18 protein-coding genes and 2 pseudogenes are annotated in these 24,180 nt (G+C 39.8%); 11 read left to right on the top strand and 9 right to left on the bottom strand.

Translation table 11 applies throughout. From position 1 onward, the window contains the following. Positions 1-128: 128 nt before the first annotated feature. From RB604_RS00540 to RB604_RS00520, 5 genes are all read right to left on the bottom strand, one after another. Entirely contained in the window at positions 129-1,382 is a 1,254-nt protein-coding gene (locus RB604_RS00540; RefSeq protein WP_007482479.1) for an ABC transporter permease, read from the bottom strand. Further along, positions 1,382-2,563, bottom strand: a complete 1,182-nt coding sequence (locus RB604_RS00535; protein ID WP_055295257.1) for an ABC transporter permease — start codon at positions 2,561-2,563, stop codon at positions 1,382-1,384. Before RB604_RS00535 ends, RB604_RS00540 begins: the two co-directional genes overlap by 1 nt. 120 nt (positions 2,564-2,683) lie before the next feature. Further along, the gene (locus tag RB604_RS00530) at positions 2,684-3,676 is read right to left on the bottom strand and encodes an HlyD family secretion protein (protein ID WP_021936982.1); all 993 of its coding nucleotides are present in this window, start codon (positions 3,674-3,676) and stop codon (positions 2,684-2,686) included. Between the two features lie 185 nt (positions 3,677-3,861). Beyond that, positions 3,862-5,331 carry a TolC family protein gene (locus tag RB604_RS00525; protein ID WP_055295255.1) on the bottom strand — a complete coding sequence of 490 codons (1,470 nt, stop codon included), beginning with the start codon at positions 5,329-5,331 and terminating at the stop codon, positions 3,862-3,864. Between the two features lie 581 nt (positions 5,332-5,912). Further along, positions 5,913-6,785, bottom strand: a complete 873-nt coding sequence (locus RB604_RS00520; protein WP_021936980.1) for a DUF8429 coiled-coil domain-containing protein — start codon at positions 6,783-6,785, stop codon at positions 5,913-5,915. A gap of 257 nt (positions 6,786-7,042) precedes the next feature. Between RB604_RS00520 and mdh the strand changes: the two genes are divergently transcribed. Further along, positions 7,043-7,984 (top strand): malate dehydrogenase, encoded by a 942-nt coding sequence (gene mdh / locus RB604_RS00515; protein ID WP_005933970.1) that lies wholly within the window; start codon positions 7,043-7,045, stop codon positions 7,982-7,984. A 147-nt stretch (positions 7,985-8,131) separates the two neighbouring features. Here the strand turns inward: mdh and RB604_RS00510 are convergent, their stop codons facing one another. Next, entirely contained in the window at positions 8,132-8,734 is a 603-nt protein-coding gene (locus RB604_RS00510; RefSeq protein ID WP_005933967.1) for a TetR/AcrR family transcriptional regulator, read from the bottom strand. A gap of 427 nt (positions 8,735-9,161) precedes the next feature. On the opposite strand from RB604_RS00510, the gene RB604_RS00505 reads away from it, so the two are divergent. Then, positions 9,162-9,809 carry a DUF4840 domain-containing protein gene (locus RB604_RS00505; protein WP_007482473.1) on the top strand — a complete coding sequence of 216 codons (648 nt, stop codon included), beginning with the start codon at positions 9,162-9,164 and terminating at the stop codon, positions 9,807-9,809. A gap of 79 nt (positions 9,810-9,888) precedes the next feature. On the opposite strand, the gene RB604_RS00500 is transcribed toward RB604_RS00505, so the two are convergent. After that, complete coding sequence (locus tag RB604_RS00500; protein ID WP_055295251.1) at positions 9,889-10,791, bottom strand: DUF6268 family outer membrane beta-barrel protein; 903 nt, start codon at positions 10,789-10,791, stop codon at positions 9,889-9,891. A 144-nt stretch (positions 10,792-10,935) separates the two neighbouring features. Here RB604_RS00500 and RB604_RS00495 point away from each other — a divergent pair, with 144 nt between their 5' ends. Then, positions 10,936-11,964 carry a sensor histidine kinase gene (locus tag RB604_RS00495; protein ID WP_021936977.1) on the top strand — a complete coding sequence of 343 codons (1,029 nt, stop codon included), beginning with the start codon at positions 10,936-10,938 and terminating at the stop codon, positions 11,962-11,964. Between the two features lie 3 nt (positions 11,965-11,967). Next, positions 11,968-12,720: a LytR/AlgR family response regulator transcription factor gene (locus tag RB604_RS00490; RefSeq protein WP_005933957.1), complete on the top strand. Its 753-nt coding sequence runs from the start codon at positions 11,968-11,970 to the stop codon at positions 12,718-12,720. Positions 12,721-12,744: 24 nt separating this feature from the next. Here RB604_RS00490 and RB604_RS00485 read toward each other — a convergent pair. Then, positions 12,745-14,696, bottom strand: a pseudogene (locus RB604_RS00485) (HelD family protein). A 136-nt stretch (positions 14,697-14,832) separates the two neighbouring features. On the opposite strand from RB604_RS00485, the gene RB604_RS00480 reads away from it, so the two are divergent. Further along, positions 14,833-15,417 carry a hypothetical protein gene (locus tag RB604_RS00480; protein ID WP_055295249.1) on the top strand — a complete coding sequence of 195 codons (585 nt, stop codon included), beginning with the start codon at positions 14,833-14,835 and terminating at the stop codon, positions 15,415-15,417. 32 nt (positions 15,418-15,449) lie between these two features. Here RB604_RS00480 and RB604_RS00475 read toward each other — a convergent pair whose 3' ends face one another. Then, positions 15,450-16,226: a response regulator transcription factor gene (locus RB604_RS00475; protein WP_229103622.1), complete on the bottom strand. Its 777-nt coding sequence runs from the start codon at positions 16,224-16,226 to the stop codon at positions 15,450-15,452. Positions 16,227-16,551: 325 nt separating this feature from the next. On the opposite strand from RB604_RS00475, the pseudogene RB604_RS00470 reads away from it, so the two are divergent. From RB604_RS00470 to RB604_RS00445, 6 genes and pseudogenes are all read left to right on the top strand, one after another. Beyond that, a pseudogene (locus RB604_RS00470) lies at positions 16,552-17,155 on the top strand (RNA polymerase sigma-70 factor). Positions 17,156-17,236: 81 nt separating this feature from the next. After that, on the top strand, positions 17,237-18,217 hold the full coding sequence (locus RB604_RS00465; protein WP_055295377.1) for a FecR family protein: 981 nt from the start codon (positions 17,237-17,239) through the stop codon (positions 18,215-18,217). 63 nt (positions 18,218-18,280) lie between these two features. Continuing rightward, positions 18,281-18,730 carry an STN domain-containing protein gene (locus tag RB604_RS00460; RefSeq protein ID WP_082430623.1) on the top strand — a complete coding sequence of 150 codons (450 nt, stop codon included), beginning with the start codon at positions 18,281-18,283 and terminating at the stop codon, positions 18,728-18,730. Further along, positions 18,636-21,710, top strand: coding sequence for a SusC/RagA family TonB-linked outer membrane protein (locus tag RB604_RS00455; protein ID WP_082430622.1), 3,075 nt, complete (start codon positions 18,636-18,638; stop codon positions 21,708-21,710). The genes RB604_RS00460 and RB604_RS00455 overlap by 95 nt, the downstream gene beginning before the upstream one ends. Positions 21,711-21,727: 17 nt before the next feature. Beyond that, the gene (locus RB604_RS00450; protein WP_055295245.1) at positions 21,728-23,311 is read left to right on the top strand and encodes a RagB/SusD family nutrient uptake outer membrane protein; all 1,584 of its coding nucleotides are present in this window, start codon (positions 21,728-21,730) and stop codon (positions 23,309-23,311) included. Positions 23,312-23,350: 39 nt separating this feature from the next. Next, positions 23,351-24,163 carry a hypothetical protein gene (locus tag RB604_RS00445; RefSeq protein WP_055295243.1) on the top strand — a complete coding sequence of 271 codons (813 nt, stop codon included), beginning with the start codon at positions 23,351-23,353 and terminating at the stop codon, positions 24,161-24,163. Positions 24,164-24,180: the final 17 nt, after the last annotated feature.

The raw sequence follows: 24,180 nt of genomic DNA, 5'->3' as shown, positions 1-24,180 counted from the left end.
TGAGCGCAAATTATCGCATAGGTTGGATTACACTTACGATAATTTGCGCTTGTCTATGTTTATCTACATTTGTTAATTATCCGTAGATCGCTATATATAATATAATCGGGGAATTATTTCCCTTTTGTTTATTCTCCTTGTATCATTCTTTCCCTTTCTTTCAGTTCTTTATATCTCTCGATGATATGTTTGCGGCTCATTATGATTTGCCAACGGTATACGAGACAGGTGGTAAGGAAATAAAATCCGGCTTGTAGCCACAAGGCTTTGTATTCGAATGCAACTTCGCTCAAGGTACCTCCCATGTTATTGATGCGTACAAAACCATTGATGCCGAAAGTCGATGGGAAGACGTAGGAAAAGTATTTCCAGAACGGAGGGATAGCAGCACCCGGCCAGGATATTCCCGAGATGAACAGCAGAGGGACGGAGGTAAACACGAATAGCAGCATACACGTTTCCCGGTTGCGGATAGCAATGGAAGCGGTCATGGCAAAAAAGATGCAGGCTGCCAGATAGGGTAGCATGAACAGGGCGAGCGTGCCCGGCTGTCCTATTTGGTTCAGACTGAAAATCCGAGGGACGACACATAGTACATATACCGATACCAGCGAATAGACCATGTAATAACTCAAACCCTTTCCCATGACAATACGCAACGTACCGTTGTAATGCCGGTTGATAGGTACAAGGTCTTTGAAACGATTCTGTTCGCGCGCTGTTCCTGCCGAAAGGCCGATGCCGAGCAATAAGGTCTGCTGAATCAGCAAAATTAATACAGCCGGGATGAGAAAAGCGGCAAAGCCGTTGGTCGGGTTGAACATGGCAACATCTTCATATTCTATCGGATAACCGGTGATTTCATCCTGTCGGGCGGTTGTGTTTCCGGCACGCTCTATCTTGATATCCCGGTTCATATCCAGTGATACCGCAGTATTGGCAAGCAACATGCTTTTGTAATAAAGCAGCCCGCTCATATCACAATAGATGCTTACTTGGGTCTGTTTGCCTTGTGCGATGTCTTGACTGAATTCCGAAGGGATATAGATAATACCATAAGCCAGGCGGTCTTTCAACATCAGTTTGGCTTCTTCCATGTCGGCACAATAGGCTACGATGTTGATATCGGGGGTTGCATCTACTTTTCTAAGATATTCGCGGCTCAAGGAACTGCGTGAAGCATCCACTACAACGGCGGGAACTTCACGTACCACCTCATTTGTATAGATAAATCCGTAGATAAGCGGATATACCAGTGGCACGAGTATAAAGAATATGAGTACCCCCTGATCGCGGAAAGTGGTACGGAACTCTCGCAACCAGATGTAAAACAGGTCATTGATGCCTTGCTTTACTCTTTCTTTGAATGTAATCTCTTTCATCAGGGTACGTATTTATAGTATATCAATGCTTCTTTCAAGCGGTGAACCACAAGAAAAGGAAGCATCATAAATATCAGTAATGCCATATAGTTGGGCCAGGAATAGATCATGCTATAACCATTGAGTGCCTGGTCTACGTAAATAAGAAAATAGTGACGCAACGGGAAGAGGTTGCTCAATGCCTGCAAGACAGGATGCATCGCCATTACCGGAAACGAGAAGCCGGAGATGGAGAAGGAGATGACACCCCACAATGAAGCGAAACTTAATCCGAGACGCAGGGTGGGCAGAGTACCTATCATCACGATGCCGCAGCATTGGGAGGCGAGCACCAGACAAAGGGTAGCCAATATTATCGGCAGGATGCCGCTATTGCACGGGAAGTGCAGGAATCCATACAGATATATATTATAGAAGATACCCATAATGAAGAATATCACCGTGTGGGGCAACAGTTTGCCTGCCAAGGCTATGTATATGGAGTTATTGCTCATGCGTAACCATTCGCGGGCTGTGCGGTCTTTGATCTCCGTGCCGATGGAGTATACGGTTATCATGAATATCATCAGCATGAGTACGCCCGGCACTAATGTGTTGCACAGGTATACGGAGTAGTTTAACCAGGGATTGTTCAACGGGTGCGTATCGATTACAATCGGTTGCAGAAACCCCATTGCCTGGTCTTCGGTAGCCCCTTTGGCGTATAGAACTGAACGTCCGGCTGCTCCTGCTGCCAGTTCACTCATCATCTTCATGTCTTTGAATAACAAAGAACCCGCTATGAGATAAGAGTTGTTGGTGTAAAATGAAATCTTGGGTTGGCGTTGGCTTTGGGCATCTGCCGATAACCCCTTGGGGATATAAAAGAAACCGTAAATCTTTCCTTCTTGCACGGCAATGCGGGCATCGGCTATACTACCGTAATGTGCCACTACACCCGTCTGCCCGAAGGCATCCAGATTGCGGATCAGGTTTCGCGAGGTGGCAGACTGATCCATATCCACTGCACCAACAGGCAGATTGGTCGGCAGACCGGAATCCATCAGCGTGGTGAAGAAGATATAGCAGAATAACGGTGCAATCACCATGCAAAAGAGATAAAGCGGACGCGACACGAGACGGCGGCATTCGCGCTTCATGACGAGCCACAAGGCTATGTATTTCTTTTCTCTTTCTTTCATAATTTAGTAATGAAAATGAATAATGTGTCAATGTGCCAATATGCCAATTGGCTGCGCTATGCCAACATGCCGCATGGTAATTGGCACATTGGCATATTAGCACATTGACACATTATTTAATTATTTCTTGATAATCACCGACATTCCCGGGCGCAGTCCTTCTACCTTATCCAGTGGGCGTGCGCGGACTTCAAATGTTTTCAAGTCAAACTGCCCGGTTGTTTTCGTAGCTTTCCAAGCGGCATAAGTACCTAAGTCTTTCATATAATCCACTTTCAGTTTGATCGTCTTATTGTCCAGTGCCGGGACGAAGGCTTCGAATTCAGCTCCCATTGTAAGGTTTTTCAGCAGGTCTTCACGTACATTGAAAGTGACCCACATGTCTTTGAGTATGGCAATGTTCATAATAGGTGCTCCGGTTCCTACCAGTTCACCTACCTTGGGAAATATTTCGGAAACTTCGCCTGCTGATTGTGCGATGAGGAAAGTTTCTTTTATATAAGATTCCACTTCGGCAACAGCACCTTTTGCACGTTCCACAAGAGCGGCTGCTGCCATCTTGTCTTCCCGTTCTGCCCCATTCTTTGCCATTGTGTATTGGGCTTTAGCGGCTTTTTCGGTGGCAATGGATGCATTGAGTTGTGCGGTTACTTCATCCAGTTTTTGTGCAGGCATTACTCCTTGCTCGAACAAGTTTTTAACGCGTTTGTACGATTTTTCGGCAATTACTACCCCGGCTCGGGCTTTTTGCCACATTTCATAGGCAGCTTGTATTTGTTCCTGACGGGCGCCTTTAATGGCTTTTTCGTTTTGTGCCTGTGCGGCAGCTTCTGCAGCACGTGCCTGTTCCATTTTTGCAGCGATATCCGGTGCTTCAAGGATGGCAAGGGTATCTCCCGCTTGTACGGTTTGCCCTTCTTTGACACGGAATTCAAGTATACGTCCCGGTACTTTGCTTGATACCCGGTATTCATCCACTTCAGCCTGTCCCTGGATAATCTCCGGTCCCTTGCGAAGCATAAAGAAACCAACGACTGCAACCAGAGCGATAACTCCCAAAAGAGTAAGGAATGCAAGCAGCATATTGCTGTTCTGTGATTTTTGTGATGCCATTTTTATTTACAATTTACAATTTACGATTGAAATAACTCTTTCTTATGTTTTTATTATTTATGAACTTCCTGTTCTATCAAGTTTTTGTTCTATCAGTTTCTTATTCAGTACTTTTAGGCCGGTATTCAATTACGAATTTTTCTTCTTCCCTCTCCTTTCTCCCTTCTCCCTTTTTACCTCTTCCTTTATTTAAGTGTACCCAATGACTTTTGCAGATAGATTTCCGTCAATTTGACATCAATCTGGGCGTCTATCTTTTCGGATTGGGCAGACAGCCAAGCTGTTTGCGCTTCAAGGACATTGCTGGTGGCTATCACCCCTTCTTCAAAGCCCAACCGGGCATATCGAAGGTTCTCGTCTGCTTTTTCCTGGTTTTTCTCAGCCATGACGAGTTTTTTGGCAGCTTCGTTCACCTTGAAAGCGGCTTGGTTTACCTGTAATTCTATTTTCTCTTTTGCATCTTGTAACTGATACTGGGCTATACGAGATTCTGCTTTTGCAGCTTTTACCTTATACATGCCTTCGCCCCAATGCCAGATAGGGAGTTGTACCATGACACCTACGTTCCACATGCCTTTGAACTTATTCTCAAATCCGTTAAATACGGAGGGGTTGGTAACCATGTAATTTCCCATGAAAGCTACGGAGGGGAGATGCTCGGCACGGGTTACGTTTATTTTCTGATTGTATATCTGACTGGCAAGTTCCAAACTACGTATCTCCGGACGATTGGCATAAGCGGTGGCCATGTCAAATTGTGTTTCCGTTTTCAATAAGGGCAGGTTTTCTATATTCTCGTCTGCTAATACGATCGGGGTGGTCAAATCGAGACCGCATAGTTGACAAAGCAACATTCTGGAAAGACTGAGTCCGTCTTCTACTTTAGTGAGTGTCATCTCGGCTTCGTTTACCTTTACGCGCACGGATAGTCCGTCCGCTTTGGTTGCCACTCCTTCAGCAATCATTTTTTCTACATCGCTGTCTAATTTTTGAAGAAGTTTCAAATAACCTTCTGCCAGTTTTTTCTTATTTACCAGCGAAACGACTTGCCAGTAGGCTTGGTCGGTACTTAAGATCACTTCCTGTAGGCCGGAATGATGCTGCTGGCGTGCCAGTTCTTCGGCATATTTGGTGATTTTATTGTAAGCGCGGATTTTACCTCCCATATAAAGAGGTTGTGTCAACGTGATGGCACCGGCATATACGTTTCGGGTATCGGTACGGAAAGCGTCGATTAATGATTCCCCTGCTCCGTTAAGGGCGGGTACAAGCTCGTTGCCCACTTGCGTGAGAACCGGAGCTAATTTTTGTGCCAGTTCGGGAGGAAGCTGGCCCAATACGGCCTCTCCGGCTTGTTGCAACGGACCACCTATGCTGGTTCCCAAACCGGATAAAGCTCCTTTCTGGGCATCGTTCAACAATGAGAATTCCTTTTGGTTTCGCATGTAAGCTCCTGTGGCCGAAATATTGGGCAGGTAATTGGTGAAAGCAGCTTTTCGCTGGTAATGTGCTGCATTTATTTTCTCATTACTGATGAGCAACTCTTTATTGTTGGCCAAAGCCAATGCACGGCAACTATCTAAGTTGAGTATGTTCTGTGCTTTTGTTGAAAAGAGATTGATTAGCAGAATTGTCAGAATGAATAATTTTTTCATTGCATCTCGCGTATTATAAAGGTGATACTTCTTTTTTTACAACACAAATATAGAGATTTTTGTTTATGGATATTTTCTGTTTCTTACTTTTGATTTGCAGAATAATGATTGCATAAACAACGAAACAAAAATATGGGGTTTCGGTGAATTGGCAAAATGATTTAAGTTTTTTTGAGTATAATGATGGGGGATGTACTTTTCTTTCGTCTTGATACGAAAGAAAAGATACCAAAAGAAAGGATCAAGGCTGTATTTTTTCTCCTACTCTCTTCCTGCGTTTCGCTAAAGGGGCTCGAACTCGCTGCGCTCAGACAATCGCCCCTTTGGACGCTACACTACGGGCGATCGCTTGGCGGAGAAAAAATAAGGCCGAGGGGGGGAAGGGTGCTTATGGTCGGTGGGAAGGATGCTTAGGGGTGGTGAGAAGGGTGCTTAGGGGATATGAAATGCCCCCTTACATATATTGTTATTTGGGGTAACATATAATATAAGGGGGGGATGTATATTACTATTTTCTTTATGTAAGGATGAGTGGGAAGGGGACTACTGGCCCGGCATATTTTTTCTGTACAGAGAACTGGCTATTCCAATTCGAACCGTTGTGAACCGATCATTGTTCCGTCGGCGAAGATGTCTACGCGGTAGGTACCGGCGGAAAGATATTCTTCCACATTCCAGAACACGGTGATAGACTGTTCTTCTCCGTTGTATTCGATGTATTTCTTGATGGAGTAGGGAAGTGAACGGTTCTCATATTCGAAAGTATTGGCGGCGTTCTTGGTCAGTACTTCGTTATTGGGTTTATAGATGTTGACGTACAGGGTACGTTCACCGGTTTCTGCCGTGATGTTTTTGACAATTGTAAAGCCGATGGCAAACTTGACGATGTCTTTTACTTTCTTTACTTTTTTATCACGTTTGTTTTTGGGCTCGATCCAAATATTGGTAGCATCCAATTGGGCTGCTAAAGTTACTTTTTTATTCAGATTCTTTTTCTCTTCTGACAGGTTGCTGATTTGGCGTGAAGCAGCATTGTATTTCTGTGTTACTTCCGCAATTACCTGCTTTTGCTGGTTGGTAAGCTTGTTGAGGGAGTCTATTTGGTTGATATAGCCGATCATGATTTTGCGGAGTGAAGCCAGTTCTTTTTTTAAGCGGCGTATTTCAGTGGCGTTGCTGATTTTAACGGTACGCAATTCTTCGAGCAGCCGTTGGGTCTTGATTTGCTCTTGTTCCAACAGGATCGATAAGGAGTCGTTGGATACGGTCAGTTTTAACTCGTCATATTGCTGTGCAAAACGTGTATATTCATTCTCCAGATCTTCTTTCTCAAGGGCAAACTCTTCGATTAGTTCACGATTACTCTGCTTTTCGGTAAATAGTAAATAAGTGATACCGATGAGGGCTATCACCAGCACCGATACGGCGATAATGAGAAGGGATTTCTTATTCATGTCTCTTTAGTTAGATGATAATTCGCCGCAAATTTAATCATTTAGTGACAGAGTAGCGCAGAGTTTCACTTAGTTTTTTATTTCCATACACAAATGTCATAGCAGATCAATGACCGGTTTATGAAATCTTATACCATTAAGTGTTGTCGGTTTAACTAAATTTATTACGGAAATATTTCTTTAATTACGATTATCGTTGTACTTTTGTGGCGCAAAAAGTATAGAACTAATTATCAACTTTTTAAAATATAAGTATTATGTCAAAAGTAACCGTAGTAGGCGCAGGTAACGTAGGTGCTACATGTGCAAATGTACTTGCTTTCAATGAAGTAGCAGACGAAGTAGTAATGCTGGATGTAAAAGAAGGCGTTTCAGAAGGTAAGGCAATGGATATGATGCAGACAGCTCAGTTGTTGGGGTTCGACACTACTGTCGTAGGCTGCACCAATGATTATGCTAAAACTGCAAACTCTGACGTTGTTGTTATAACTTCCGGTATTCCTCGTAAACCGGGCATGACTCGTGAAGAGTTGATCGGTGTAAATGCCGGTATCGTGAAATCGGTAGCTGAAAACATCCTGAAATATTCTCCAAATGCAATTATTGTAGTAATCTCTAATCCGATGGATACAATGACTTATTTGTCATTGAAGGCTTTGGGTGTGCCTAAAAACCGTATTATCGGTATGGGTGGCGCTTTGGATAGTTCACGTTTCAAATATTTCTTGTCACAGGCTTTAGGTTGCAATGCTAATGAAGTAGAAGGTATGGTTATCGGTGGTCACGGTGACACTACTATGATTCCTTTGACTCGTTTCGCCACTTACAAAGGTATGCCGGTTTCTAACTTCCTGTCAGCAGAGCAGTTGGAGAAAGTGGCTGCCGATACAATGGTAGGAGGTGCTACACTGACCAAACTGTTGGGTACTTCTGCATGGTATGCACCGGGTGCAGCAGGAGCTTTCGTTGTGGAATCTATTATCCACGACCAGAAGAAGATGGTTCCTTGCTCAGTAGCTCTTGAAGGAGAATACGGAGAAGAAGACATCTGCTGTGGTGTACCTGTAATCTTGGGTAAGAATGGTATTGAAAAAGTTGTTGAACTTCCATTGAATGAAGAAGAAATGGCTAAATTCAAAGCAAGTGCTGCTGCTGTTCGTAAAACAAATGCTGCTCTTAAAGAAGTAGGTGCTCTCTAATCGATTTCTTTAATTGTTATTTAGTTTTGAGAAAAATATTGTTTAGTGAAGGGTGGTTTTCCAAAAGGGAAGCCGCCCTTTTTAGTGTAATTTAGCACAAACCATCAGGGAATAGGTAATTGAGGATCGTTTTTTTAGTCTCATTTACTACTTTTTCATACTCTCTGCAAACTGATTCTCGATTTTTTCTAAGCGTTCAGCGCCTTGACTCGTCATGATTCCTCTAAGCATAAAGTAAGCTGATTTGTGTAATACGATAGGGGGACATTCGGCAATTCTGGCGTTATATAGCAGTGTCGTAAATGATTCAAGAAACATTTGTATATCTAAATCCGGAACAACGTAATCTTCCTGTTGACAGGCTGAAATAACTTTTCCCAATCCGTCCCGCCACATACGGTTGTGTGCGGTATATATGTATTTATACTCAAGATACCGGTTTATATCAAGCCAAAAAGCACATTCACCCTTGTATAAATTATCCATATAAGCCAAGGAGATTTCCCAAAGACACGAGAGTACATCCGAAGAACTATACCTGATGATATAAAAAAGATTCTCTATTCTGCTTAAATAGGCATCCAAACAGGTATTGATCAAATTATTTTTCGTATTATATACCTGATATATGGTTCGTTTCGAAATGTTCATATTCTTGGCTATATCGTTCATACGAACTGCACGTATTCCATATTGTCTCAAGGATTGTGAAGTGAATGCCACTATCCTTTTCTCTGTATACTCATTCATAAGGTTTTGCCTATTGGGCTTGGTTGTTTAGTTAAACATTGTTTTATTTTAATCAAGCAATCCCGAACATTACAGTTACTCTTTACTTGTTTTAATTATAAGGAAAGTAGCAGGATTGCCGTACCTGGATATAAGAAAAATAACACTTTGATGAAAATACTGCATGTAACAAATGAATTTAAAACAATATCCGGTGATATATATTCATTTAGGCCAGTATGACTTGCTACTGTTTTAAAAAGGAAACCTGAATTAGAAATTGGGTTTCTTTATTTAATTACTGTGTTCATGAATCTGGTAATCAGTGATGAAACAAATATTAACAACTCCTTTATACAGCATTTGAGAGGGTATATCATTTAGCATGCAAAAGTGGTCATAGGATGACAACTTGATAAGTTTAGTATTAATTAAAAATTAAAAGAAAATGAAAAAAGTTTTTAAGCTGATGAAATTGTTTGTTTTAGTATTGTTACTCGGATGTTCTTTCTCTTTTGTTGCTTGTAACGATGATGAAAATGTTCCGCAGCTTCCGGATGAAGTCACAACGGAAACAATGTTCGGAAACTATGACGGTAAAATGTTTACCACTATCGTATCTCCGTTGGCCTCCTCTGGAACGGATGTTGCTGCCAAAGTCGACAATGATACTATTCATTTTGAAAGTTTTCCTGTCAGGGATATTATTCTGTCCATCGTCAAGGATGAAGGATTGACAGATCAAATAATGGAAGCCATAGGAGATGTGAGCTACAAAGTGGGATATGAGCCGACACTCACAACTGCCAAAGACAGCATTAATTTCATTCTGGATCCAAAACCTCTGAGCTTATCGATTACCATGCCATCAGCTACGGAAGATGGAGAACCGGAGACATTGGTTGTTGAGGTGAAGGTTGAACCGGGAAAAATTGCTGGATATGCTGTGGAAAATGCGAACATGAAGTTTAATTTTGCAGCGACAGAAGTATTATTGGGTGAAGGAGAGGAGCAAAGTAAGTTGCCGGAATTCGCTCCGATAACTTTCAATTTTGATATGAATCAGACTAAGGCTGAATCTACTGTTTTTAAATAGAATCGGTTAATGACAATCGGGTAGGAGATAAACACCGATAATTGGCATTTACCTCCGACTCGGTTGTATTTCTTCAACTTTAAAATCCGATTTGCAATCCGGTTGAAACGTAAGGGGCTATCTGGAAATAATACCCTTTGTCTTGGAACATACTTTTCAGTTTTCTATCCACCATCTCTGCCGGGCGCATGGCATGAATGCCTGCTGTAATGGGTATCGATAGACGTTTTCCTATTTTTATTTCGGGACGGATACCGGTCACGATATATTGGTGAGTGAATATTTTATTTTTCCCCTCCTGTTCCAACAAGGCCATTTGCCCATTCATTTCTATGATAAAGTTTAGGCTTAGTTTTTTGTGGATGTTGTACCCTGCCGATATCTCGATACCTTTGAGCATAGCTATCTTCACGGTGTAACGGCCTTCGGTTTTCCAATTGAAATAGATAGCGGGAAACAACATCGGATACCCAAAAGAATTATTCATGGCAAGGCCGCCTCCCAACTCGAGATTCGATTTGAAATGATGGATAAAAATAACTCCCATATTCCCCAAGATGTTTTTATAATTGATTTGGGAAAAACGGGTATTGGGCATATAAATCCCCGCACCGGCAGCAATTAATATGGACCATTTTCCGTTTAAAGATCTTAAATGGCTGATACTGAATCCGATGTTCATGATTTCGTCAATAACGAATGGCTCCGTAAAGTTTCTGTTATCAAGCTTGGCATATGCCCCGCCTAAGCTGACTGCCCAGATGATGGGGCGATCGTTCTCATCCGATTTCATAGACAAGGGGATGTTGATGCCACCTTGATAAACGACTGCCGATCCTTTACTGTCGCCTACTTTTTGATCCGTATCTCCTTCTGTCATTCGATAACCGGATGTACCGAAATATTCGGTTTTGAACATAATCTGAGCATTTATGCTTGAATAAACGAGGAATGTAAGTAGCAAAAACAAGACTTTCTTCATATTGTAAAGTTTTAATGGGTAGTTGGTAATTCGATGCCAAAATTCCTCTTTTCGATCTCTTCACTGAAATCTTTTTGACGAATGGCAGGTTTGCCTTTGACGAATGGGAATATAATTATTAATTAATATACTAACTTTGCAACCATGAAAGTAGATCTGATTAAAAACGATAAGCTTGTTATCATTCCTTTTTGGATACTGATATTCTTTATTTTCTGGCTTCAGGTTTTGCCGCAAGTAAAGTCGATATGGGAGTCGATCCTGTTTTCTGTTCTTCTTGTGCTCACGATATGTCCCATTGCAAACTATTTGAGTGGCTCGCTTCTGCTCAAGGCGATGAAACAAAAAGGAGTAAAATTGTTTATGTTCCAGTTTTCTTTTTTCTCTTTGCTCATCGGATTTGCTTTTCTTGCATATATTAATTTATTTTTCTGGTTAGAGAACTCGGGGGTGTTTCCTTCCGGCTCTGAATATTTTGATGTGACAGATTTGGCACCTTATGCCTTTTTTATTCCTCTTTCATCCGGAATTATTATAAATATTACGATTTGCGGTTTGCGTTTTTTTCTGGAATATATTAAATCTCAAAAGATACTTGTGGAGTATCAGTTACGTACGCTCCAGCATCAGGTAACTCCTCATTTTATGTTCAATGTATTGAATCACATCCATATTCTGATGCAGACAGATGTGGATTTAGCATCCGATCTGTTGATAAAATATTCGGAAATATTGCGCTATCAGCTATATAATGGCGATAAACAGAAAGTAACCCTGGAGCAGGATATACAATTTTTGAAAGACTTTATTGCTGTGGAAGAGATTCGCTGGGGCGATAAGTTGGTGGTGACTTCTTCGTGGAAAATAGAGCAACCGCAGAAAGAGATACCGGCATTGCTTTTCATCACATTTATTGAGAATGCATTTAAGCATGTATCAAAGTCGGATTTTGAGAAAGGGTATATCGATATTGATTTTAGGCAAGAGGGAGATACGCTTTGCTTGAAGATTGAAAATTCGAAATCTACATTCTCCGGGAAGAAGATTAATACGGGTGGCTTGGGACTTAAAAATATAAAAGAACGTTTGGAAATATTATATTTTGGATGTTATAACCTGACAATAGAAGAAACGGATGCCGTTTATCGGACTAAACTTATAATCAATATTTAATTAATGGCAGAGGTTGTACTAAAACATAAGGGAAGTTATAAAATGAAATGTCTGGTAGTTGATGATGAATCGATTGCGATCAGGGGAATAGTCAACTACATAAGTAAACTGGATTTTCTGGAAGTTGCCGGTTCCTGTTCTTCCGCATTGGAAGCTGCTGATATTCTCAAGACAACGGAGATAGATCTCATGTTTTTGGATATTAATATGCCGCACCTTTCGGGGCTTGAATTGTTGGAGTCTTTGGAAAAACCGCCATTAACCATTATTACTACGGCTTATTCCGAGTATGCACTCGATGGTTTCCGCTTGCATGTGGTCGATTATTTGATGAAACCTATTGGTTTTCAACGTTTCTTTCAGGCTGTTTCGAAAGCACGCGATCTGTTTCTCTCGCAATTGGTGTTGCGGAGTGAGCATGATGAGACGGCATCCAGTATGTATGTCCGGCAAGGAGATGCTTTCCAACGGATTGTCTGGAGGGATATTCTCTATGCCGAAGGAATGCAGAACTACGTGAGACTGTATTTCAAAGATAAGGTGTTAACAATCCACCAGACAATGACTTCTTTGGAAGAAATGTTGCCGAAAGAGTCTTTTTTTAGAATACATCGTTCTTTTCTTATCAATCTGTCTCATATAGATTCAATTTCGGGTGGCCGTTTGTTTATTAACGGAAAGGAATTGCCGGTTTCCAAACAAAGGCGGGAGGAATTGCTTAGTACGGTGGTATACAAGAATTTGATAAGCAAATAACGGGTGGATGTTTCCGGATATCATTTATACTTCAATGAATAGGCTTGGTATGCCGCAATAAGTTAGTGACAGTTTATGCATCGCTCTGGTTACTGCTACGTAAAGCATACTCCTGTCAATTGCCGAATGATAATTTTTACTGTCGGTTTGTGGTACGATTACTTCATCGAACTCCAATCCTTTTGCCATATGGGCCGAAGTAATGATGATACCCTTTACGAAAACAGAGCTGCGGTTTGAAAGGAAATGAAGATTTTCGGCACATATGGTTTGGAGTTTTTCGGTAAGAAGTTTTGCTTGTGCTTCTGTTTTACATACAATTCCGAGCGATTGGTAATCCGACTTCTTGAATGTGGAAATTAAGTCTGCAATGCCGGAAATCTCTCCTTCCATATCTTTAAACTGGAGTATATCCGGTTGTTCACCATGTCTCATGACTGGTTCCGACTCTTTGTCGGGTTGAATCTTTTGTGCCAAATTAGTAATCTCAAAAGTAGAGCGATAACTCTTGCACAATTTCATTATTTCACTTGTAGCAAATGCTCTTTGAATGGTCTTCGCATTTGAAGAGCCATATGGATTGACTGATTGAGAGGCATCTCCCAAAATTGTTTTTCGGCAAGGGTAAAGTTTTTGAATGACTTTGTACTGTATCGGAGAGTAATCCTGCATTTCATCAATCCTTTTTTTCCTGCCCATTCAAAAAAGTCTTTATACACTTGAATATCATTATTTCCTTCAAACATTCCCTTTATTTCTTTTTTCAGCAGATTCTTTTCCGTGGTAGTGACTGTGAAGTTATATTTTACGGTCATCATCTCCAGAATATACTCGGTCATCGCTTCAAAACGTCGGCGCATAGGGTAGCGATTGAAACGTTTGAATTGTTCTTCGATATATCCGGCCGGAATTGTGATGTATTTGGTCAATCTTACATCTGTTGCTTTGAAGCAGGTGTTCTCCATGTACAGGATAAATTTATCGAGCAGTGAAATAAATTCAAATGAATTTTTGTATTTTATCCTTTCAATAAATTCTCGGGTAGGCTTTTCCAGTAACTCTGTTACTTGTTCATAGGAATTTTGATATTTGTATCTGTTGTCGAGCACTTCCGAAAGGACATATTCCATGCTGGTTTCTGGTACACTCTCTTCTCCAAGCTCCGGAAGTACATTGGAGATGTAGTTACCAAAAACTTTATTCGGGGAAATTATCAATATGTTTTTTGAAGAAACATTTCCTTTTTGCGTATAGAGAAGGTAGGCGATGCGATGCAGGGCAATGGATGTTTTACCGGAACCTGCCACTCCCTGTATAATGAGTATGCGGGCATTTTCGTTACGGATAATCCGGTTCTGTTCTCGTTGGATAGTAGTAACGATGTTTTTCATCTTATCATCGGTGTTGGCACTAAGCTCCTTTTGCAGAATATCATCGTGAATGGTCAGGGAGCTTTCGATCATGTATTCCATTTTTCCTTTGCGTATGCGATATTGACGTTTGAGCAAGACCTTTCCGCTTATTTCTCCCGTTGGTGAAGAATAAGTGGCTTCGCCTGATTCATGATCGTAAAAAATACTCGAGATGGGGGCTCTCCAATCGTATATCAGATTGACTTTCCGATGTGAATCGTAAAATGTATGTATGCCTATATAAATAGGAGTCGTTTTACTGTTTTCTTTATTCTCTTTGAAATCTATTCGCCCGAAGTAGGGGATATCCAGCAATTTACTCAATCGCCTACGTTTGTCGATTACATTCTCGCCTAATGCGAAATGGTTTAGAATGCTTTCACGCATGGAACGGATTTCATGCGGATCGATATCTTTGTTGGACCATAAATAGTCCTTGTATTCCTGCAAGGTGTCTACATGGTCTTTAACAGATTGGTCAGTGTTATTTATCGTTTGATTTAGTATACCGATTATTTTTTGGAGATATTCTTCTTCTTGTTTTTGGGTCTTATTAAATGTCATGGTTTTTCTGGGGTTATATTAAAATGGTTCGAAATGGAGGCAAAGTTAGTTCGGTTCATTAAAGTATTAAATAGTTATTTATAGCTATATATTCAGTCTTTTACCTACTTTTGTACTCATATTCGAAAAGAGAGAAATGGATATTCTTGAAGTAGCAAAGAGAAACCAGCAAAGAGCTTGGGAAGTGATAATGGATACCGATATCATTCGGATATGGGAGGGAATCGGTGCCGAAGTTAATCTGGTGGGGTCCTTGAGTACAGGGCTGTTGATGAGGCACCGGGATATTGATTTTCATATTTATTCTTTCCCTTTGGAAATCTCTGATAGTTTTCGGGCAATGTCTGAATTGGCGGAGAATCCATCCATAAAAAAGATAGAGTGCGTGAATCTACTGCATACTGTTGAGGCTTGTGTGGAGTGGCATGCTTGGTATCAGGATCGGGAGAATAAACTTTGGCAGATCGATATGATTCATCTATTAAAAGGATCGCGGTACGATGGTTATTTTGAGCAAGTTGCTAAACGTCTTTTGGAGGTTATGACTGAGGAAATAAGACGTACTATTTTAACCTTGAAGTATGAAACACCGGACACGGAACATATTATGGGGGTGGAATATTATCAAGCTGTAATTCAGGGTGGAGTAAGGAATTATTCGGAATTTGTGGAATGGAGAAAGCAGCATCCTGTAACAGGGATTGTAGAGTGGATGCCGTAAATATTGCAGTATTTGTTTGAGACTTTTATGATTTAGCTCAACAAACCGGATTCTATTCCGATATTTATAGCCTCAATCGAATTCTCTGCCCTTAATTTATGTAACAGGTTCTGCCGGTGGATGTTTACCGTATGAATGCTGATGTTAAATTTGTCGGCAATCTCTTTACTTAACCGGCCTTTTTGGATAAGGCGCAATATTTCTATTTCTCTTCCCGTCAGATTCATTTGGGGAGTAGGCGGCAAAGTTGGAGAAAATAGTTCACCGGTCTTTAGATTAAGTACGGTGTAATCTATCCGATCGGACTCTTTCTGATTAGGGGCAATATCCATATTTCCTAAAATGAGCCAGGCTTTCCCGCTATGACTTTGTTCTAAAACCCGTTGTTTACTGATCATCCGTACATATTGTTGCTTGCCATTCAATACCCGAAAACTATAAATATTACAATAATCATTCCTTTGAGCAGGCGGTAAGTCGTAAATGAATTGTCCAAGATTGACTTGAAGTGTTTTTAATTGTGATAAATCGTCCGGATGAATACGTGACTCCAAGTAGTCTCCTTGCTTTTCCAATGTGGCTATTTTATGCTGGTCATATCCCAAAAAGTCTATAAAGTTGGAAGAGGCGAAAGTGTATTTGCATTTATAGACATCAACGACAAATGTGCAGTTCCGACTCAATTTCGACATTTGGTGGAGCATCTGTTTGTCTGATTCCCATATTTTGTAATCAATCTCCGAAGCAGATAAGTGCTGCTTGGCCCACATTTCTTCTCTGGTCGGGTTGTTAGGGTTAGGTTGTTTCATGTAATATAGGTGTGGATAAAGGGGTGAATGCTGTTTTAAGTCTGATACAAAGATATTAAATTCTATAATATTTTCAGTAAGAATGCAATATGAAGATAGGAAAGGACTTCCTTTGATTTTCATGTTTGTGCTTTTTCTTTCGTAACTATTTGTTCTTGGATCGTATGTTTGGTATGAACTTTTGATAACTTTTGTTTGGTTTTAGTTTTATTTTTCACTGGATTTCTATTTTGGACTTTATATATTTAATCTGTACAAATTTGCATATTACAGAAAAAAAATATAGGTTTGCATCTCGTATTCTTAGTAGAAAATGGCAATAAATATGTATTCCAACACTTCACCTTCGCAAGAACGGGAACTTGTATTAAAACTTATAAATGATGATGAGAATGCTTTCTGTGAACTATATTCCATTTACAGAAACAGACTGATATATTTTGCTATGAGGTATCTCAAGTCCCGGGATTTTGCAGAAGATATTTTTCAGGATACATTTACTATTGTTTGGCAAAGTCGTAAGTTTATTAATTTGGATTCATCTTTTTCTGCATATTTGTACACTATCATGCGAAACCGCATTCTAAATATGTTGCGTGATTTGGAGTATCAGGAGCAATTGAAAGATTATTTTGTTGTCTCAAGCTGTAGATGCAAACGATAGTACAGAGGAAAGGACATTCTCAAAAGATTTTATGGAACAGATGGTGCAGGCTATGGAGAAACTGACACCACGGCAAAGAGAAATCTTTGAGATGAGCAGAACTCAGGAACTGTCTCACAAAGAAATTGCACAGACATTAGGTATCTCCGTAAATACAGTGCAAGAGCATATTTCTACTTCTTTGAAAATAATACGTGCCTATTTTACTAAACACAACGGTGCGTACACTGATCTTTTGCTATTACTTTTTATCCTTAATTCTTAATAAAGGTTAAACTCTCCATAGATGTTTTTATCTCTTGTGTATTTACTATATGCAAGCAGATTTTTTATACTTGTAATTTTTATGAAAAAGGAAAAAGCAAACCGACAAAAAATACGTCGTTATTTAGATGGCTTATATAGCAAATCGGAAGTATCCGACCTGTTAAAAAGTATGCAGGATCGTGATATGCAAAGTGCTTTTGAGGAAATTTCTGATGAAATATGGGAAGAGAGCATGAAGTACCAACCGTATGTATGCGATATGGAACACGAACAGTATAAGCAGGAGGCTGCCCGACTTCTTAAGAAAATAGAAAGACGTCCGTTGCGGAAAGTAAAATGTATGAGATGGGTAGCTGTTTGTGCTGTGTTGTTGATGGTTGGTATAGGTGTTCCTTATATACAGTTTGGACGGTCTGAAAAGATTCTATATACGGAAGTGTCTACATCGTTTGGTGAAAAAAAAGAATGGGTTCTACCGGACGGCTCGGTAGTAAACATGAATGCCTGTACTACTTTAAAGTATCCGGAGCATTTTGATGGGAAAGAAAGAAAAATTGAGTTAAATGGTGAAGCATATTTTCAGGTTATGCGAAACGAAAAGAAACCTTTTATTGTTCGAACCAGTGATTTTGATGTGAAAGTATTGGGAACCAGTTTTGATGTTAAAGCTTATCCTGATAATGAGATTGCACAAATTAGTGTAGAGAGCGGAAAGGTGGAGGTTGACTTATCTGATGCTATGATGAGATTGGTAGCAGATGAACAGGTACAGATCAATACATCTTCTAATGAGTATGTAAAAAAGAAAGCGGATCATAAACAGGTAATGACTTGGTTGCAAAATAAGTTACACTATAACAATACTCCTCTGAATGATGTGATAAAAGATTTGGAACGTATTTATAATTGTAAAATTAAGATTGCTCCGGAACAAAATATAAATTGTTTGCTTAGTGGTGACCATGATAATAAGAGCCTTCATTCTGTATTGCAATCCATTGAGTATGTCACAGGCATAAAATATAAACAGGAAAATGGTTGTATCATATTATACCATTAATTATATAATAGTGGAAACATCCGGAAATATAATTTATACATAACTTAAAAGAATATTAATCTTATGACAGAAAGAAAACACAGGTTAATGGTGGGTGTCATGGTATTTACCTTGTTTCTATGGGGAATTTCCAATGCTTGTATAGCACAGGAAACTGACAAGGACAACATTACGCTAAGTGTGAAAGACGAATCGGTAGAGAAGGTTCTGAAAAGATTGGGGAAAGAAACTGATTTTAATTTTTTCTATGATCCTTCGGTTTTGAATACAGTATCGTTGGTGACGTTGGATGTAAGAGGTGCTTCGTTGCAGAATGTTTTGGATCTTATTTCAGCACAAACCGGATTAAGTTTTAAAAGAACAGATAAAACGATCTCTGTTAGTAAAGGTAAAGAAATCAAGAATTCCCGTTCTAAGAATGGAAACATCACTTATAGTACGGGATCATGCTGGAGAACCGGTGATTGGAGCCAGTATTCAGATAAAAGGTACAACATTGGGAACTATTACTGACTATAATGGCCAATTTTCTCTGAATGATGTACCTGCTGATGGGGTATTGACAGTATCTTATATTGGTTTTAATACCGAAGATATTCCGGTAAATCATCAGAAAAATCTGCAGATTGTAATGAGGGAGAATGCAGAGCAACTGGAAGAAGTAGTGGTGGTAGCTTATGGTACTGCGAAAAAAAGTTCATTTACAGGATCGGCGGAAGTTGTTAAGCAAGATCGTATTGAAAAACGGGTGGTGGCAGATGTTTCTAAAGCCTTGGAAGGTACGGTCGCAGGTGTGCAGAGCACATCGGGAAGTGGACAACCGGGTGAGGGAGCTTCTATGATCATACGTGGCTTCGGATCTATTTCGGCAGCAAACACACCTTTGTATGTGATTGACGGAGTGCCTTTTGATGGAGCATTGAATACGCTCAATCCTAATGATATAGAATCGGTTACTGTGCTAAAAGATGCATCTGCAGGTGCTTTGTATGGTTCACGTGGTGCAAATGGGGTGATTATGATCACAACTAAACGTGGGAAAAAAGATGACGGCCACATCTCTATTAACTTAAAAGCAAATTGGGGTATTTCACAAAGGGCATTGCCACGTTATGAGACGGTAAATGAGGCAGAATATTTAGAGCTTGCTTTTGATGCATATAAGAATGAATTGATCTATACGAATGGGGTTGATCCGGAATTGGCAGGAATTCAAGCTTTGGAAGTTATGAAAGGTACAGCAAAAGGTATTTTGGGTATCAATGAACAGTATAATCCTTTTGACATGCCGTTGAATCAGTTGATTGATCCTATGACGGGAAAGATTAATCCAGCCGCCAATTTGAAATACCATGAGGACTGGAAAGATGAAATCACTACTCATAATCCTTTGAGACAAGAGTACCAGCTTGCTGTTACAGGGGGGAATTCTAAGACTCAGTATTTAGTGTCAATGGGATATTTGAATGAACAAGGGTTATTACAGACTACTGAGTTTGAACGTTACTCCGGACGTGTCAATATTGATAGCCAGGCCAGAGATTGGCTAAAACTTGGTTTGAATGCCTCTTTTGCGCAAACCGGAACAAATTATAATAGTGCGTCTGGTTCAGTCGTTTCTAATTTGTGGTATACTACTCAGATTATGGCACCGATCTATCCGGTGTATGAACATAATACGGACGGTTCGTTTAATTTAGATGCTAATGGCAACCGGATTTATGACTATGGTTTGAATAGAATTGCTCTGTCGAATTCAAATGCAATAGCTTTGCTGCATGAAGATAAAGAAAATAGTACGCGGGATAATTTTAACGCCAGAACCTATATACAGTTGTCTACTGATGATGAAAAATACGGCACATGGAGAGGGTTTACTTTGACGGCTAATTTTGGATTGGATTATTTTAATACACAGGAGATGACATATAACAATCCATATACAGGAAATGCTGCAACTATTTCCGGAAGTCTGACAAAGGCTGCACAGCGTAAATTGAGCTACACTTTTAATCAACTTTTAACTTACAAACGGGAATTCGGTTCTCATGAGCTTGATTTGTTGGTGGGGCACGAATATTATCAATTAAAACAGAATTTCTTAGGGGCGCAAAAAACGGGATTTCCTTTTGGAGGTTTGTTCGAACTTTCGGCGGCAGCGACTTTAAGTGCAGCCAGCTCGCAGACTGACAAATATAGTATCGAGTCATATCTGAGCCGTATTAATTATAACTTCGGGGAAAAATATTATGTATCCGGTAGTTTCCGTACAGATGGTTCTTCTCGTTTTTATAGAGATAGTCGTTGGGGACAGTTCTGGTCTTTAGGAGCTTCTTGGAGAGTTTCTCAGGAAAATTTCATGCAATCGGTAAATTGGATTAATAATTTGACTTTAAAAGCCAGTTTTGGATCTCAGGGAAATGATAACATTGGTAGCTTTTATGCATATCAGAGCTTGTATACTTTATTGGCAAATGGCAGTTTCAATGGTGCTGGCATTAATTCTTTGGAAAATAAAGACTTGAAATGGGAAAAGAATGAAAATCTTAATATCGGAATCGAGGCACGGCTTTTTGACAGATTATCTCTTACTGCCGAGTTCTTTAACAAACATACTAAAGATCTGTTGCTGAATATGCCTAAAGCTACTTCTACCGGCTTTGACTCGTATCCGGCTAATGTGGGGAGTATGCGTAATATTGGTGTGGATATTACAGCATCTGTTGAGATCTTTAAAGGTTCGGCTTTTGAATGGACACTTACTGCTATGGCCAGCCATATCCGAAATAAAATTTTGAAACTGGCTGATAAACCCGAGATTATTTCCGGCTCTAATATTTTTAGAGAGGGAGAAGCTGTGAATTCCTTTTATTTACCTGTATCTGCAGGGGTAGACCCATTGACAGGTAATCAGCTCTATTGGGTAGATCGTGATAAGAATAATAAAATTGTTCCCAGATATAAAACGGATGATGTCACTTTGACGACAAATAGCCGTGAGGTAGTTGGTAATCGTATTCCGGATTTATATGGTAGTTTGACAAATGATTTTCGTTATAAAGGATTCGATCTTTCTATTTTGACTACTTATTCGATTGGTGGAGAAATGCTTGACGGGGTTTATGGAAGTATGATGAACGTGGGATACAAAGGATATGTATGGCATAAAAATGCTTTGCGTCGTTGGCAGAAACCGGGAGACATAACTGATGTTCCTAAAATTATGTGGGATCAGCAAATTCGTGTGACGGATCAGGATTTGATAAATGCCTCTTATTTTGCAATTAAGAATATTACTTTGGGATACAGTTTATCGAAGAAGTGGCTTCAGAAAATCAAAATGGAAAACATCAGAGTGTATGCTACAGCAGATAATATTGCTTTGTTTACACATTTGAAAGGAATGGATCCACAATATAACTTTACAGGTACAGTAGGGTATACTTATGCACCGACTAAGACATTCTCTTTGGGTATCGATATTAAATTCTAAATAATTTCAGATAATATATGAAAAAGATTTATTATATAGCTTTTGTCATGGCTTGTGTACTGATGCATGTTTCCTGCTCAGATAACCTGAATACGAACCCTACAGATCAGATTTCGGGGAATGTTTTGTTCAAGGATGTGGAGGGAGGAATGGTAGCCATGAACGGTGTATACCGTTTGATGTATTCAACCGGTTGGGCGGGTGACAACTCGACGCATGCTTTCGGATATATGTCAACTATGTTGGTTTCCGATTTTATGGGAGATGATATGGTACTTTCTTCCACTGTGAAAGGCTGGTTTTCTATGGATTATAATTTGCAGGAACGCAATTTCTATTCCAGTCCTTTGTTTCGTTCCTATTCCGAGTGGAATTTTTATTATACATTGATTTCTAATCTAAATTATATTCTTGCTCATGAGGATAATCTAAATGGATTACCAGCTCAAAAAGATAACCTTTTTGGGCAAGCTTATTCTCTTAGGGCACTGTGCTATTTTCATTTGATACAGTTCTATCAACAGACGTATATTGGTCATGAACAAGCACCGGGTGTTCCTTTGTATATAACACCGACTACTTCTTCCACTCCGGGTAACCCACGAGGAACGGTGGAGGAGGTATATGCACGTATTAATAAGGATATTGAGAGAGGTATCTCTTTGTTGAAAGATGCGGAAGAACAAGGGGTCACACAAATACATAAATCTCATATTGACTATTATGTAGCGAATGGAATAAAGTCACGCATTGCATTGGTGCAAAATCGTTGGAAGGATGCGTTGGATGCTGCACAGATTGCTCTTGAGAAACCAGATCTCAAATTGGCCGGAACTTCTGATTTGACTAAAGGTTTCAATCAGTTGGGAATGGTATCTGTACTTTGGGGAGCAGAAATACAAAAAAGTGACCAGATAGGTGCATATGCATCATTCTTTGGTCATATGGATGCTACTGCCGGGATGCATGGATCCTATGATCGTAAATGTATTAGTGCTTGGTTATACAAGCAAATGGGATTGCAGGACATTCGTCGTATCAGTTGGTGGAAAGGTGAAATAGCAACTGCTTTGGAAGCTTCTTTCGGACCTCAGAAGAGCTATTGTACTACAAAGTTCACTTTTAGTGATGTGACATCTTATTTAGGAGATAATATTTATATGCGTGCAGAGGAGCTACTTCTTACGGAAGCGGAAGCTCTTTGTCGGTTGGAACGCTATGGAGAGGCGCGGACATTGATGGAAACATTTGGTACGATTCGTGAACGTAGCTACGTTCGTAATCGTCTGGATAAGGTCAGTGATAGTAAGGAGATGTCAGTAGATGTCTATGGAACAGGAACCAGTCCGGAAATAAAAACGCTATTGGATGAAATTTTGCTTCAACGGCGTATCGAATTGTGGGGAGAAACCGGAAGATTATTTGATGTTCTTCGACTCCGGGTTGGGTATTATAGAGATTATGAAGGTTCTAACCATGTGGTTAAGTTAAGTGATGAAACGAGGCAACCGGATTATAAAGGTTTTATTTTGACGATACCCCAAAGTGAATTTGATGGTAATATTAATATGGATCCGATTGCTGATCAGAATCCTCTGTAAATAAAAAGTATTGATATCGAAATTTAAATAGACAACTATATGAATATTAGAAAATATATATTAATTATTTGTGCCTTGTCTCTGTTCGCAGCTTGTGATCATGACAATGAAAAATTGGTTTATGAATCAGATACCAATAACTATTTTTCTTTTCAGATAGATAAGTTAAACAAGGAATTGGAAAAGACTGAAAACTTATTGAATATTCCCGTTTACCGTGAAGGTACTCAAGGACAGGCAAGCATAACGGCACGTCTGCTGTTTCAACAAAATCCAGATGGTACTGAAGCGCCTGGAAGAGATTTTATCAGTTTGGAAGATGAAGTTGTTACTTTTAAGGAAGGCCAAAACTGTACCAATATCAAACTTAAAATAGATTTAAGTAAACTGGATTATTTAACAAAAGCAAAAGCGAATATCGTAATAGGTGCAGGTGAATCTACTGCTTTATCTACATTCGGTAAATCATCTTTGGTTTTGTCACTTAGTAGAAAACCTACTTGGGTAGAGTTTGAAGAAAAAGGAATTTACACTTCCCAATTTTTAGGGACTTCAAAAGAGGTTACCATTCTAAAAGCTGAAGAGGCTCCTTTCTACATTATTAAAGATTGTTATGTGAAGAATGGTGATATACGTGTTGATTTAGATAAAAATGGAATAGCGACGATTGAACAACAGAGGGCTTTTTTACATGCTGAATACGGAACGGGTTATGCCATAGGAACGGGATATTTGGATGCTGATCAGAAGACAGTTATTATGCAAATTCAGTTCTTGGTAGATCTGAACGGACAATGGGGAATCGTGTCTGGAACAGCATTTGAAGAAAGTTTTACAATTCCGGAGAGATAGATGCTTTAACGACATTA

The sequence above is a fragment of the Bacteroides salyersiae genome (assembly GCF_031172035.1).
GTDB lineage: Bacteria > Bacteroidota > Bacteroidia > Bacteroidales > Bacteroidaceae > Bacteroides > Bacteroides salyersiae.
Note: the sequence above shows the minus strand (reverse complement) of the source record. Positions and strands in the feature narration are given on the sequence as shown.